Origin of the sequence: Paenibacillus crassostreae (assembly GCF_001857945.1) — a bacterium.
GTDB lineage: Bacteria > Bacillota > Bacilli > Paenibacillales > Paenibacillaceae > Paenibacillus_AQ > Paenibacillus_AQ crassostreae.
In genome coordinates this window covers 2,677,501-2,691,288 of record NZ_CP017770.1, presented here as the reverse complement: position 1 = coordinate 2,691,288, position 13,788 = coordinate 2,677,501, and the positions used below count along the sequence as shown (strand labels likewise).

General features: G+C 43.2%; 14 protein-coding genes. 7 read left to right on the top strand and 7 right to left on the bottom strand.

Annotated features, from left to right (window positions below):
* Positions 1 to 33 precede the first annotated feature (33 nt).
* From LPB68_RS12525 to LPB68_RS12505, 5 genes are all read left to right on the top strand, one after another.
* On the top strand, positions 34 to 909 hold the full coding sequence (locus LPB68_RS12525; RefSeq protein ID WP_099458715.1) for a DUF8171 family membrane protein: 876 nt from the start codon (positions 34 to 36) through the stop codon (positions 907 to 909).
* Entirely contained in the window at positions 909 to 2,675 is a 1,767-nt protein-coding gene (locus tag LPB68_RS12520; protein WP_099458716.1) for an ABC transporter ATP-binding protein, read from the top strand. Before LPB68_RS12525 ends, LPB68_RS12520 begins: the two co-directional genes overlap by 1 nt.
* Positions 2,662 to 3,495, top strand: coding sequence for an energy-coupling factor transporter transmembrane component T family protein (locus LPB68_RS12515; protein ID WP_068660690.1), 834 nt, complete (start codon positions 2,662 to 2,664; stop codon positions 3,493 to 3,495). Before LPB68_RS12520 ends, LPB68_RS12515 begins: the two co-directional genes overlap by 14 nt.
* Positions 3,496 to 3,517: 22 nt before the next feature.
* On the top strand, positions 3,518 to 4,282 hold the full coding sequence (locus LPB68_RS12510) for a PHP domain-containing protein (protein WP_232510293.1): 765 nt from the start codon (positions 3,518 to 3,520) through the stop codon (positions 4,280 to 4,282).
* A gap of 93 nt (positions 4,283 to 4,375) precedes the next feature.
* Complete coding sequence (locus tag LPB68_RS12505; RefSeq protein WP_068660692.1) at positions 4,376 to 5,212, top strand: MurR/RpiR family transcriptional regulator; 837 nt, start codon at positions 4,376 to 4,378, stop codon at positions 5,210 to 5,212.
* A gap of 174 nt (positions 5,213 to 5,386) precedes the next feature.
* Here LPB68_RS12505 and hprK read toward each other — a convergent pair whose 3' ends face one another.
* Together hprK and LPB68_RS12495 are read right to left on the bottom strand one after the other, a co-directional pair.
* Positions 5,387 to 6,304, bottom strand: coding sequence for an HPr(Ser) kinase/phosphatase (gene hprK, locus LPB68_RS12500; RefSeq protein WP_068660693.1), 918 nt, complete (start codon positions 6,302 to 6,304; stop codon positions 5,387 to 5,389).
* A gap of 128 nt (positions 6,305 to 6,432) precedes the next feature.
* Positions 6,433 to 6,975, bottom strand: coding sequence for a helix-turn-helix domain-containing protein (locus LPB68_RS12495; RefSeq protein ID WP_068660695.1), 543 nt, complete (start codon positions 6,973 to 6,975; stop codon positions 6,433 to 6,435).
* 286 nt (positions 6,976 to 7,261) lie between these two features.
* Here LPB68_RS12495 and LPB68_RS12490 point away from each other — a divergent pair, with 286 nt between their 5' ends.
* Together LPB68_RS12490 and LPB68_RS12485 are read left to right on the top strand one after the other, a co-directional pair.
* Positions 7,262 to 8,155 (top strand): MBL fold metallo-hydrolase, encoded by an 894-nt coding sequence (locus LPB68_RS12490; RefSeq protein WP_068660697.1) that lies wholly within the window; start codon positions 7,262 to 7,264, stop codon positions 8,153 to 8,155.
* Positions 8,124 to 9,128 carry an alpha/beta hydrolase gene (locus tag LPB68_RS12485; protein WP_099458717.1) on the top strand — a complete coding sequence of 335 codons (1,005 nt, stop codon included), beginning with the start codon at positions 8,124 to 8,126 and terminating at the stop codon, positions 9,126 to 9,128. The genes LPB68_RS12490 and LPB68_RS12485 overlap by 32 nt, the downstream gene beginning before the upstream one ends.
* 136 nt (positions 9,129 to 9,264) lie before the next feature.
* On the opposite strand, the gene LPB68_RS12480 is transcribed toward LPB68_RS12485, so the two are convergent.
* The 5 genes from LPB68_RS12480 to LPB68_RS12465 form a co-directional block, all read right to left on the bottom strand.
* Complete coding sequence (locus LPB68_RS12480; RefSeq protein WP_068660699.1) at positions 9,265 to 10,038, bottom strand: ABC transporter permease; 774 nt, start codon at positions 10,036 to 10,038, stop codon at positions 9,265 to 9,267.
* Positions 10,010 to 10,999 (bottom strand): ABC transporter ATP-binding protein, encoded by a 990-nt coding sequence (locus LPB68_RS12475; protein ID WP_068660701.1) that lies wholly within the window; start codon positions 10,997 to 10,999, stop codon positions 10,010 to 10,012. Before LPB68_RS12475 ends, LPB68_RS12480 begins: the two co-directional genes overlap by 29 nt.
* 205 nt (positions 11,000 to 11,204) lie before the next feature.
* Positions 11,205 to 12,305, bottom strand: coding sequence for a GGDEF domain-containing protein (locus LPB68_RS12470; protein WP_068660703.1), 1,101 nt, complete (start codon positions 12,303 to 12,305; stop codon positions 11,205 to 11,207).
* A gap of 306 nt (positions 12,306 to 12,611) precedes the next feature.
* Positions 12,612 to 12,782: a hypothetical protein gene (locus LPB68_RS22800; protein WP_157756231.1), complete on the bottom strand. Its 171-nt coding sequence runs from the start codon at positions 12,780 to 12,782 to the stop codon at positions 12,612 to 12,614.
* Positions 12,783 to 13,125: 343 nt separating this feature from the next.
* Complete coding sequence (locus LPB68_RS12465; RefSeq protein WP_068660705.1) at positions 13,126 to 13,686, bottom strand: DUF4256 domain-containing protein; 561 nt, start codon at positions 13,684 to 13,686, stop codon at positions 13,126 to 13,128.
* Positions 13,687 to 13,788 lie beyond the last annotated feature (102 nt).

The following is a 13,788-nucleotide window of genomic DNA, read 5'->3' as shown; positions in this document are numbered from 1 at the left end:
CTCGCTCATCAAAAACAATTAGGGGGAACGAAAATGAATGCTAGATCAACAATGAAACGCTGGGAGCTAACCTCACAGCAAAAACTGATGATATTTATTTTGTCTATGTCTTTGTACGGAATCTCAAACATGATTACGGAACTTTTACCCGAGTTCAAGGTCGGTCCCGTTGAACTTAAAGTTGAATATTTCATTTTTATTCCACTTCTATTCGCTATTCTGTTTAACCCTCTTTATGCTGCGCTAGGAGCTTGCGTAGGAGAAATTATTTTCGGCGAGCTATTGCTAGGTCAATTTGGCGGTCTGAGTGAGTTAGAGAAATTCATTGAATTTTCACTCGCCATATTTATCGCTGGTATGCTCGTTACAGATCCAAGAAACAAACGTCAATTAGCCATTGCGGCATATGTCTCTATCGGGATCGACCAACTGCTCGGAACCCTCATTGATATCGGAAAAGTTTATGTTGGAATCGAAGATCTCGAAGCCGTCCCTGGGCTTCCCGAGAGTATCCTTGCCATTGAAGGCTTTTCATTTCTGAATGCCATGGTCATCTCCGGAACATTATTCGCGTTACTTCCAACGTTATATCTGGTCCCACGTCTTTACGGTAAGGTTGAACCACTGCTTGGTATGAAACCCCGTGATGGACGTGCATCCTCATCCATCGGCGACTTTGTTACACCAAGACTAATCCTTCTAGGTATCGTATTGGTTGTAATAGCAGGCGCGGCGGAATTCATGTCAGAAGCGGACATGAACTTCTTTGAATGGGAATGGGAGTTTATAAGTAATATGGGCAGTGGAGCGGTATGGATCAGTTTGGGCATAGCGGCAATTATATTCATCACAACGTTAATATGGGCCTTGAATAGAAAAGCAAGTAAACGTAAGGGAGCAGCAATCTAATGACGAACCAATCAACGGAAGAACAGCCCATTATCCAACTCAACAACGTAAGCTTCCGTTACCCAGGTGCACAATCTAATTCGCTTGATCAGGTTAGTCTAACCTTTAATCGCGGTGATTTCATCGCAATCGCTGGAAGCAACGGGAGTGGCAAATCCACACTCTGCAAATGTTTTAATGGTCTGATCCCCACTTATTATTCCGGTGATATGGAAGGCACGGTTATGATTGACGGACATCTTACATCAGATCGAAGTGTGGCTGAGCTCTCTAAGCTTGTCGCCTATGTATTTCAAGACTTCGAGAACCAGTTAGTACGCTCTACCGTATACGACGAGGTATGCTTCTCACCACTTAACTTCGGGTACGAAGATTACAAAGAGCGTGGCATGCGTGCACTGCAAATGCTTGAAATTGAGCATTTGCAACGTGATTGGATATGGCAATTAAGTGGCGGTCAGAAACATATGGTTGCATTGGCGGCAGCATTAGCACTCAATCCAGATGTTATCGTCGTTGATGAACCTGTAGCTCAGCTTGATCCTGCCCATGCGCGGATTATTTATGAGAAGCTCAAATTGTTAAATGAAAAGTATGGAAAAACGATCATTGTCATTGAACATCATACCGAATTCATAGCCGATTACTGCCGTAAGATCGTTCTGATGGAGACAGGTGGTAAAGTGCGTTGGGTGAAATCCGTATCTGAGGGGTTATCTGCCGTCTCTGAACTGACAGAGATGAACATTCAACCACCGCAAGTAACGCAGGCATTCCACGCCCTTCGCAGTGATATAGACATTCAACAAGGAACCGCGTATCCCATAACCATTGATGAAGCCGTAGCTCATCTCTCGCATCTCGGAGTAAATACTTCGTTATCATTAGATATGAATCACGGACCTACTTTGCCATCAACTCGTATGCCTATAGTAACTTTTGAAGGAGTGACAAGCGGTTATCAGAGTATAGATCGGAAGAACAAACCCATTATTCGTGGTGTCGACTTAAACATCTATCATGGTGACCGCATTGCATTAATCGGAAATAATGGAGCCGGCAAATCGACCTTATTGCGATTGATCTCAGGACTTCGTCGTCCTTGGGAAGGCAAAGTCACCGTCTGTGGAAAAGATACACGTAAGACGACTCCAGAACAATTGTCCGACCTTGTGGCATTCCTCTTTCAGAATCCTGAAGAAATGTTCATAGCTGATAATATTCGCGAAGATGTAGCATTCTTCCTGAAAGCTAGAAAACAACAAGGTATGGATGAATTCGTGGACGATGTGTTAAGCAGGTTTAAACTGACTGATTTGCAAGAACGTGATGGGCGACTTCTGAGCGGTGGTCAACAACGCCGTGCTACGCTTGCCATCGGGATGGCCATGCGTCCGACCATTATGTTACTCGATGAGCCCACCGCAAGTCTTGATATTGCAAGTAGAAAAGAAATGACCTTGCTGTTTGATCAGCTCCATGACCATGTCAAAGCTGTTGTTGTAGCTACACATGATATGCAGCTTGTGGCAGATTGGGCCACTCGGGTGATTGTTATGAATGAAGGACATATTCTTCTAGACACAGATAGCCGCACCGTGTTCCAACATTCAGACATTCTCAATAAGGCTGCATTGATTGCCCCCCAGATCGTTCAATTAAGCGATCGTCTAGGAATTGTACCCACCTGCTTATCCGTGAAGGAATTTGTAGCGCATATACAACGTGTAGTGAATGAGGAGGTTACCACCTATGGAATTAGTTGAACAGACACATAAACAGACACTCTGGGAAAAGCTGAGTGTAGAGCGAATTAAGGTTGAGCTACTAAGGACAGCTTACGGTCACTCCTTGACATTCCTCTCAAGATTCGACCCCCGAATACTCATCGGATGGTACTCATTCTTTGCGATTGCTCCTTGGTTCATAAATGACAAGTTGGTGCTCTTTGGCATGCTACTCGCTATCGCTATTCTTACCTATACTTCAAAGCCAAGCGTGCTGGTGCTAATCGTTCTGGCATTAGGACTTATCTCCGACGCAGCCTATATGCTAATCGTCTCCTTAGCCTTCGGTGGTGGACTCTCTGCTGCCTGGGCACTTTCCACGCTCACCCTTAAGCTACTTGTCATTGCACTCGCTAGCATCGCCGTATTCTCCAGTATGGATCCCGAGAAACTCAGCGATGCGTTACTCAGTCTCGGAATGCCTGCACAATTCAGCTTCGGTGTAGCGTACGGCTATCGAATGCTCCCCATCCTCATCGAAGAGTATAATAATCTACTTTATTCCTTCAGGCTTCGGGGACGTGCACCGCTTCGCAAAGGATGGTTAGGTTGGCGATCACTAGTCTATATGGGCAAATTATCAGTTCTAGCCTTTTATCCGCTCATACTCAATACAGCCAAACGCACACGGACAACAGTCGAAGCATTGGAAGTGAAAGGTTTTACTTATGCCATTAAGGATCCGAAAGTTAAAAAAATCAAACTAGCCTATATGAAAGTTCTACCACGAGATTATATATTCCTTGGTGTATCCTCTATCTATGTAGCTTGTTTATTCTGGTTGGGAAATCAATTTTAAATGATAACGACAGGAGAATCTAATGATGATAATCGATCTTCATTCACATATTAAATTAACTAAAAAAACGGTATTTACCATTGAATATTTCCGGGAATCTATCCAAGAGGCAAAAGCGAATGGACTTGATGCCATCGCCATGACTGAGCATTTCAACACCTTTCACTTTCATGATATTTATGAGCATTTGGACCAACATTATAGTTACAAAGCGGATTACTACGACGTGGATGGGTTTAAGGTATTCCCTGGAATGGAGATCGATGTAAAATTCGGCGGCCATATCCTTGTCATCGGTACTAGGACGTCTATATTGGAGCTACGCTCAAAACTCGAACCACATACCGATGCTGAACATTTTGTAGAATTCGGACAGCTCCTCGATTGGTGTGATGAATTATCGTTGCTGAGAATCGGAGCACATCCATTCAGGGAGAGTAACTCCCTAACCCAGCATGACGTTGCAATTCTTAAGCGGCTACATGCATTCGATCTAAACGGCAAGGATTTATTCACCTACGGTCCGGGAATGAGAGATACTGTCATGGATTTGGCTCAAACGATAGGTATACCGATGGTGGCGGGTAGCGATACGCATCACCCGCTTCAGTTCGGAAGCATCATGAACCACCTGGATTCTGATTATGACAAGGTCGCCGATATTTCATCATGTCTACAGGAGGGACGATACCAAATTGAAATATCTCCCTGTCTAGAGACGAAAGTAAAGTCTGCTAACTTAGTAAAAAAGCTACTGAAACAAGCCGGGAAGGTCGCTGTGCAATAATACGGATAGAAAAATCAAGATTTTGAAGTTACAATATGAGGGTATTCCCTTCGCAATCATCATGGCTAATTATTTACTCTGTGGGAGGTGCCCATGAACAAACTTGAATTCGAAATTCCATTTAATCAAATGTCCAAAAGCCAGAAAAAAATAGCCGATTTCATTCTTAAGTCGACCGAACGAATTCCATTTTACACCGAAGAAGACATTGCGACCAAGACAGGCGTAAGCATTGCCACGGTATCCCGATTTTGGAGATCGATTGGTTATGACAATTTGAAATCGTTCAAGAAAAATCTGCAAGAAACTCAGCACTCTACCCCCGCACGTAAAATGCAACATGTCCTGGCAAAAACCGAAGGTGAAGTCGTCGTGCAAATGGTTACTTCAGCTGCTATTAATCTAGAGGAAACAGCAAGGAGAATTTCGTATCAAGCATTCGAACAATCCGTTGATGCACTAAATGAGTCTGATACAATATATGTCCACGGACCAGGCGCCACCTCATGTCTGACTGATTTATTGCGTTTTCGCCTGAATCGGATTGGAATAAATGTTAGTATTATGGCCCAGAGCGGGCACGAATTGTTAGAAAGCCTCGTCCACGCAGGTCCGAAAGACGTCGTTCTTTATTTTGGATTCGTCCGCAAGTCACCTGAAGCCACCGTGATATTGGACCAGGCTTCTGAATCTGGTTATAAGACAATACTCATTACGGATCTTCTGCTCTCAGACATGATCGATGACAGCGATATCGTCCTTCAAGTCGACCGCGGCGATGCAGATGAATTCCACTCCCTCATCGCTCCAATGTCAATCGTCGAAAGTCTATCCGTATCACTGGCAGGCCGACGTGGAGATGTGGCAATGAATAAGCTCAAACAGCTTCATGCGCTGCGCAAGCAATACTCCTCATTATTGCCCAAGTAGGACATGGCCCGGGAACACATTAGAGGGCCCTGCAGAAGTATTGTTTTGAAAAAACATCATCATTAGGGGATCAAACTTACGTATCCCGAGACACGAAAAGAGCCTCAGAAGCCATTCTAGAGGCTCTTTTTGATTCAACTATTTTGTTCTCCTGATAAAATGAATATCATCCGCTTACGACTGCATCTCACTATCTATTCGCTTCATGAACTCCTCCGCAGCGCTATAACCAAGCTGCTTGAGATACCAATTGTTCGCTGCCGCCTCGATCAACCCTGCTACATCACGTCCCGGCTGAAGCTGGACTTCGATATGCGGAATTTGGACACCGAGATATTCTGTGAACTGAGGTACCACCTCCAGCTCATTGTTCAGAGAATCTTCGCGCCATTGGGATAACTCAATGTCGAGCACGATTCGCGTCTCGTCCTGAAATGCTTTACGTCCATATTGGCGTACGACATTGATCAGTCCGATGCTACGGAGCGCGAGGAACTCGCGTGTTGTCTCATTATGTGTTCCGAGAAGTGTCGATGGGCCCAGCTTCTTGAGAACAACAATATCATCTGCAACGAACCGATGGCCTCTTCTGATGAGCGTATGTGCTGTCTCGCTTTTGCCAATGCCAGATTTGCCTCTGAGCAAGATGCCAATTCCCGAGACATTCACGCACACCCCATGAATCGAAATCTCTGGCGCTAAGGCCTTCACCAGATAACTGTCCAACTTGCCAATAAATTCTGTTGTTGTCTCTGGCGTCCGCAGTAGTGGTATGCCCTCCTGATCGCAGAACAAGGTCAGATAAGGAATCTCCTGCTGTCCTGACGTCACAATAAAACACGGTGGATGATACTTGACAATGTTCTCGATATGCAACATGCGCTCCTCAATACTAAGCGTCAATAAATAGGTTATCTCCTTGCGGCCGAGCACTTGCACACGCTCCATAGGAAAAAAATCAAAATACCCGACAAACTCAAGCCCTGGTCTATGCGTTCGTGGACGGGTTATCACACGATCCATTCGGCTGGCTCCCGCAAGCACTTCCAATTGGAACACTTTCGTAAGGCTTTGAGCGGTGATCGTCTTCATATAGCTCTCCTCCTGCGTCTATGGCGTCTATGGCGCATCCGGAACACGCCTAATATTCGTTACTACGATAATCGGATATATTTACAATATGATGCAAATAAATGTTGGAGATAAGACGATACAGTTAATCAAAACGGAGGTGTCGCAACGGACAGCAGTATGGTTTCGCCTTTCCAGATATTCTTATAGCGATGTGGGATAGTAGCGTCATAGTAAATGCTATCCCCTTCTTCTAGAACATAGCGATCATTACCAACAACAATTTCCAATTTGCCTGATACTACTAACGTAAATTCTTCCCCTTCGCTGTGACCCACACCGATTTCTCCAGAAGAGCCACCTTCTTCAAGCACTCCCCAAAGCGGACCCATTTTGTTACCGTTTCCCTGACTAAGCGCATACCAGGAAATCCTGGAGCCTTCAGATTGTACGAGAGGCTTTCTTTCATTTTTTCTAATGACAAGGCTTCGTTCATCATCTGCCAATAAATCTCTGAAGTTGATTTGTAATGCATTACCGATCCGTTTTAGCACGCTCATGGAGGGATTAGCTTTATCCCGTTCAATCTCACTAAGAAACGACAGCGAGATTGAGGCTGCTTCGGATAAGTCATGGAGTGTTAATTTTTTCACTTTTCTTGCTTTACGGATGGAATCACCCATTGAATTCATATGATCTCCCCCCTTCACTAATTTTACGCTGACAGCGAAATAATGAGATTATTATATACCTCAATTCGTGCTTTAACAAGCATTTGAACGGGTATTGGATTACGTTCTAAAAACGTTGATTTGTAACCATGGTTGCATTAGTATTTATATCAAGGTTGATGTGGAGCTATCTGGATAGTATTCGTTACTAGCGTAATTTTCGCTCTAGAGAGTAGAACATGCTTCAAGTCTCATCATGCATAGGCATAATATCCGACAAATAAACAATAGTGGAGGAGAAACAATTATGGCACTAGGCTCAAAGATCTATCAGGTGGGAGACATCACAGTCAGACGATTACATGAATTGGAAACAAACGCATATACAGCGAAGGACTTGCTTCCAGATTGGGATCCGTCCTTCTTAGAACAGCATAAAGATTGGTTGGTGCAAGGAAGCATGGAAGATGATCTGGAACATGTCATCATTACGATCGGAACTTGGATCGTGAGAACTCCCAAGCATACGATTTTGATAGATACGTCTACCGGAAATAATAAAAACCTGCCCTATAATCCGGGTCTGTCCAATCTTCAACTACCCTATATCCAATGGTTGGAAGACGCCGGCGTAACCCCCGAAGACGTGGACTACGTCTTGCTGACGCATCTCCATTATGATCATGTCGGCTGGAACACAAAACAAGTTGACGGCAAATGGGTTCCGACTTTCCCGAATGCCAAATACGTTTTCCCGCAATCAGAGGATAAATACTACGCTAGTTCGGATAGCCATAACGAAGCGAATAAGGTGAGTTTTAATTCCTACGAGGAAAGTGTTCTACCGATTATTCAGGCGGGATTAGCCGAATACATCGGACCCGAGGGTGGAGAATATTTAGAAGGAATCAAATTCATCCCATCACCAGGGCACAGCATCGGTCAAATGTCGATCAGTTTGACATCACGTGGGGAAGAAGCCTTCTTCGCCTCCGATGTCATGCATCATCCAATCCAGGTATATCGTCCGGAATGGAATTCTTGTTTCTGCGAATTTGACGAACAAGCACGTGAATCGCGGCTGTGGGCGCTTGCCTATGCAGCGGATCGCAACACCCTATATTTCGGCACGCATTTTCCTGGCAGTTCGGCAGGTTATGTGAGTCGTGATGGAGATGGCTTCAAGTGGCGCTATGAGTAATCGGACCATTAAGACAGAAGATTTCTGGATTGCCAGCGATACACCTGGCATTGAACTTATGGTTAGAAATAAACGCCTATCATCCAGTGAAAACTTTTCTGCAGAGCGGACGATATTGATGGTACACGGTGCAACCTTTCCACTCGAAAGTCTATTCGATGTCGAACTTGACGGCTTTAGCTTTTTGGATTTCATGGCCAGTCATGGCTATGATGTGTATGCCGTGAACGTGCGCGGATATGGTGGGTCGACTCGCCCACCCGAGATGGAACAGCCTGCTGATCACCATCCACCGCTTGTCCGAACTGAAACGGGTGTTCAGGATTTTGGTACTGCGGTTGATTTTATCTTGAAACGAAATAATTTGTCCAACATCAATGTGTTCGGGATGTCTTGGGGCGGAACCGTGGCAGGGGCGTACACTAGCAGAAATAATGACAGGGTGAATAAGCTTGTGCTGGTAGCACCGCAATGGGTGAGTTCGAAGCCGATTCCGCTCGATCCTGGTGGTCAGATTGGATCATACCGTCTCGTTCCGATCGAAGCTATGAAGACAAGATGGTTGAACGCTGCTCCAGAAGATAAGAGGACTGATCTTCTTCCAGAAGGTTGGTTCGAGAAATGGGCGGACGCGACGATTGCTTCCGACCCCTCCAGTCAGACGCATACACCTCCGAGTATTCGGGCCACTAATGGTCCGATACAAGACGTCCGAGAATATTGGACTTTAGGGAAAAAGCTCTATGAGCCTAAAGAGTTATCAGTTCCTGTCCTCTTGGTTCATGCAGAATGGGACATCGATGTTCCGATCGATTCGGCAAAGGCGTTATTCTCCGGAATAACAGGCGCTCCCTATAAGAGTTGGGTCGAGATCGGAGAAGGAACACATATGGTCATGCTTGAGAAGAACAGACTTCAGGTCTTCCATGCTGTGTTGCAATTTCTTGATCAGGAATACATTCCCGCGAGATAAATACTCCTAAAGTGACAATAAGGATTTCTAATATAAGCAGAAGAGGCTTCCCAGAAGTCATGCGAATGACCATGGAATAGCCTCTTCTAATTATTGAGAACAAAGTAAAACCTTTTCACATGATTGATTTTATACGCTAATATTGCCCTAGAAGACCTTTCTTCATGGCTATTTTCTCGCAGCGTTGAAAAACAACGAGCCCTAAAATCAAATATACCAGCGAGTTTAATATTAAGACCCCATAATCTGACAAGGGTAATTGTGTCAACGTCAGATCCTCTAACATCACTGTTCTGACCATATTCACTCCTTTGACGAATGGGGCGAATGCTAGAAACGGAGCTACAGTCAACGGAACAAATACAAGCCCCATCAAAACAAATTGGAAAATCTGCAAAAATGCTTGAATTTGTTTCACGATAATAGCTAAACCAGCAATCATGAAACTGACACCTACCATACTTATCATAGTTACTACTATAATCGGGATCGTTGTCATGGGGTTAAGACTCAACCACTGTCCGGAGGTTAGCATTGCACCAAAAAGCAAGAGAATCATAATAACAGACTGTAAGCCCAATTGACTGATGATCCGCGTGAGCATAATTTTCCATACACCCATGGGAGACATGTATAACTGTTCTAACGTCCCACGCGTCGCTTCTGTTATCACCGCAAAACCAATAAAGTTCATCGTCATCATCGTTAAACTCCAAAAGACCACACTTACAATTGAATATTGAACATTCATATCAAAACTGGATGGATCCCCGATGAACATAATTCCAAAAAACGCAGCTAGAAATATAATATAAAAAGTGAATACTAACGCAAAGGTGTTCGGTAGATAACGTTTCATCTCAATATATTCCTTACGAAAATTAACATTCAATAAATGGAGCCATTTCATGGGTCTTCCCTCCCTTTACAATCTGAATAAACACTTGTTCAAAATCGATGGTTATACGATCAATACTTTCCACCATCGTTCCTTCCTCTTTCAGAAGATCGAGCAACTCGTAAATGTCTTGACCATGCTCTAAATTCACTTCCACGATGTTTTCATGGGAGCTTGCTTTATAAGTACTTAAAGGGAATGTACTCAACAGTTTATTCTCCTGTTCTACGCTTAATTTCTCACCCAACTTAATGGAATACGCCCTTGTATCAAATAACTTAAGTAAATTCTCCACCCTATCGTCAATCACAACTTCACCTTTATTAATGATAATCACACGGTCACACAACTCCTGAACGACGGGCATATCATGTGAACTTATAATAATCGTGCGTTTTTCTTCCTTAACGATTCTGTTTAGAATATTACGCAATTCATAACTAACCTCAACATCCAAACCGAGAGTGGGCTCATCCAGCAAGATGACATCCGTATTAGCTAATAGTGCTACAGCGATTGCTAGCTTTTGTTGCATCCCCCGGGATAATCCATTGACCAGCTCATTCTCCTTTTCCTTAAGGTTGAATTGCTCTAATAATTTATCCGCTTGATAGGCCACTTGCTTCCGAGAGTAACCCCGGTTACCCGCGAAATATTCTAGGTTTTCCCGGACAGTAAGACGCCAATATAAATTTCGGTTCCCCTCTAATACAGCACTAATATGCTCTAGAGCTTTGAGTCTCTTCTTACCAATATCTAATCCATTAATGGATATAGAACCAGCATCCGATTTTAACAAACCACAGAGCATCTTGATCGTTGATGTTTTCCCAGCACCATTGGGTCCTAATAAACCGAGAACCTCTCCACGATTCACATGAAAAGAAACATCACGAACGGCATGGATCTTCTCTTTCGTTTTTCTTTTCCCATACACCTTGCTAATACCCCGTACTTCTATCATCTTCTCCACCCTATAACCATCCTCTCCGTACGATATAAAAAGTATCAAAAGTGATTCCATTGATATATTTATTATATTTTAGGTTCTCAATTTATTTACCCGGCTTCAGATGGATAATTTATCCGCCTGAGGATGGAGATTTATGTAGTGGTTGTGTTTGTATAAGTAACGAAAAAAAACACATCTCTTGAGATGTGCAGTGGAAGTTCTTTTGTCATGACGAATAGACAGTTTTGTTTTTGCCGGTCTTTTTGGCTTGATAGAGCAAGGAATCCGCGTCACTGAAAAAACGTGATTTACCCATACCATGAACGTATCCGGACAGTCCGATGCTGACCGTGACTCGACGGCCTTCCATTTCCGGGTGATTGAGATGACAGATCGTTTCTCTAGTATGTTCACATACATCGAAAGCTTGCTCCAAGGTCTTTGCGGGAAAAATGATGGCGAATTCTTCTCCACCGTATCGGGCGATAATCTCATCCGAAGTAAACGACTGCTGCAGAATGTCGGCCACTCTCTTCAAGATGACGTCTCCGACCGCATGCCCGTAAGTATCGTTGATGGATTTGAAATTATCGATATCGATAACCGCGATTTGGAGCGGCATCTTGTTCGTCTCGCAATGTTCGATCGTATGATCAAGATATTCCTGAAATGTCCTGTGATTGTATAGATCTGTCAAAGCGTCGGTTTTGCTTAACCGTTCCATGATGATGTTCTTGATCAGCAAATCACGTTCAGAGCGTGAAGTCTTGATCAGTCTCTCCATCATGTCATTTCCTCTGTGGAGCAGTTGCACAAGAATCAAATATTCGCCACTCAGAATATAGAACAGGGCAAACCGTTCATAAATCGTCATATGATCCCAAATCAATGGGAACAGGATATACATAGTCCCCAGCATGGAGATTACCATCAAAAAGGCGAATGTTAGGTGTCTTTTTGTAAAATGGAAGGCTGCGACCAACATCGGAATCATCATAACATACTGCATGCCGATTAGCGTCTTATTCCCATAAATCAGAACAGCACCAATCAAGATGCCCGTTAAGATAATTGTGTAGGGACGCGATTTCCTATAGTAGCGCTCCATCAGTTCAATCGCCGAGACGAGCGTAACTTGTACACAGGTAGGAATAGCCATCGTATAAATCAAGAAATGTTGCACAGTTTCCGGATTCAGTTTCATCTTAATAAAGAGGGCGACACTCTCTGCTACTAAGGAAATCAAGACAACAATCCAATAGCCGTTCAGAATCTTTCTTTGCCATTTCCCTACATCTTCAAGCAGTTCTTGTTCTTGTGTCAGCATGATCGCATCCAATCAATTGGTGTCATAATTTTCCTAGTCTCTTCTGGGATCTGCACGGCACGATACGGCTTAGCAAGAGTCCACTATATAAAAATATCTTCAATCTCTAATGACTGCTTAGGAGATGATAAGTCTATAAACTGATCTCCAATCTGCACAAGTGGACGGAAATAATCACTCGGATTAGTCATTATTATTTTGCCGACTTGTCTATCCTTAAAGAGGACCTTTTTACCAATAAAATTAGGAATCATATTTAGTATGAAAGTGTGGGCTATTGTTGCATCTAACTCTGTAAAACTAACTCTATGAATTACTCTCCATTATATCAATGTAGTCTATTTTATGTTTGTTTAGATCATCCAAAATATTTGAAGTCATCGTAGCTCCTGCGGAAATGACAACAACACCATAGGAGTTGAATGTATCATTAGCTAATACATCTCCATCACGAACTTCTGAAATATGCAACCTCATTCGACCATTTCACCAACTTTGATTTGAGTTAATGATTTCAGTCCTCATCTGGCTAATTTTGTGAAATATAGTTGTTTGTACCTAGTTATATAGTACTGCCTTTTTTGTCTTTTTGGAAGATGAAAGTGTATGTATTTCAAAAAAAGGGCTGTCCCATACCATCAAAAGCCCTCATCTACCTAATCAGATGAGGGCTATTTGGCTATTATTAATTTTCTAAGATGATAATTCCTGCTTGAGATGCTTCATTAATTTATGCTCATGCAAAGGATTTGGGCAAGTCGTTAAACCCACCTTGCACCGCGCTAATATTAGTCAATACACCTCCCTGCCTATCCAAAATTTAGACCCTCAGCGAGCCACGGAACCCCCTGGCGCCATAGTAAGATTCCGCACCGTTATGATACACGAAGACATTACCGTAGCGGAAATCAGCAAAGATAGCACCACCGAGTTTTCTAATCTCAGAAGGTGTTTTCACCCAACTCGATGTTTTCGTATCGAAATTTCCAAGCTTCTGCAACTCGCGATATTGTTCTTCCGTTAAAAGCTCAATGCCCATGGTATCCGCCATATCAATAGCGCTATTTTTCGGTTTATGTTCTTTCCTTGACTTCAGGGCTTCACCGTCGTAACAAACACTTCTGCGGCCTTTAGGACTTTCCGCTGAACAGTCATAAAAAATGTATTCACCTGTCTCTTCATCATGACCAACAACATCCGGTTCACCGCTGGTTATTTCCATTTCATGGAGCGACCACAGTTTTTCAGTATTATCTTCCAGCCTAGCTTGTACTTTAGCCCAATCAAAACCTTTATGGCGGTTCATATTTTTCTCAAAACGAGTTTTCAATGCTCTGAGTAGTTCTTCATGTTGTTCTGGTGATAACTTTTCATTTATCATAATGAACCCTCCTTGAAACTTGCGAAACTTCATTACAATATTACCATAATCATAAATCCTTATTGCATAGTCCTTCCATCCCGGGTTGTAGAATGTATGAAG

Excerpts from the sequence above, each read along its gene's own strand:
- LPB68_RS12465 (WP_068660705.1), bottom strand. The coding sequence starts at position 13,686 with ATGATAAATGAAAAGTTATCACCAGAACAACATGAAGAACTACTCAGA.
- LPB68_RS12510 (WP_232510293.1), top strand. The coding sequence starts at position 3,518 with ATGATGATAATCGATCTTCATTCACATATTAAATTAACTAAAAAAACG.
- LPB68_RS12505 (WP_068660692.1), top strand. The coding sequence starts at position 4,376 with ATGAACAAACTTGAATTCGAAATTCCATTTAATCAAATGTCCAAAAGC.
- LPB68_RS12485 (WP_099458717.1), top strand. The coding sequence starts at position 8,124 with ATGGAGATGGCTTCAAGTGGCGCTATGAGTAATCGGACCATTAAGACA.
- LPB68_RS12490 (WP_068660697.1), top strand. The coding sequence starts at position 7,262 with ATGGCACTAGGCTCAAAGATCTATCAGGTGGGAGACATCACAGTCAGA.
- LPB68_RS22800 (WP_157756231.1), bottom strand. The coding sequence starts at position 12,782 with ATGAGGTTGCATATTTCAGAAGTTCGTGATGGAGATGTATTAGCTAAT.
- LPB68_RS12495 (WP_068660695.1), bottom strand. The coding sequence starts at position 6,975 with ATGAATTCAATGGGTGATTCCATCCGTAAAGCAAGAAAAGTGAAAAAA.
- hprK (WP_068660693.1), bottom strand. The coding sequence starts at position 6,304 with ATGAAGACGATCACCGCTCAAAGCCTTACGAAAGTGTTCCAATTGGAA.
- LPB68_RS12520 (WP_099458716.1), top strand. The coding sequence starts at position 909 with ATGACGAACCAATCAACGGAAGAACAGCCCATTATCCAACTCAACAAC.
- LPB68_RS12525 (WP_099458715.1), top strand. The coding sequence starts at position 34 with ATGAATGCTAGATCAACAATGAAACGCTGGGAGCTAACCTCACAGCAA.
- LPB68_RS12515 (WP_068660690.1), top strand. The coding sequence starts at position 2,662 with ATGGAATTAGTTGAACAGACACATAAACAGACACTCTGGGAAAAGCTG.
- LPB68_RS12470 (WP_068660703.1), bottom strand. The coding sequence starts at position 12,305 with ATGCTGACACAAGAACAAGAACTGCTTGAAGATGTAGGGAAATGGCAA.
- LPB68_RS12480 (WP_068660699.1), bottom strand. The coding sequence starts at position 10,038 with ATGAAATGGCTCCATTTATTGAATGTTAATTTTCGTAAGGAATATATT.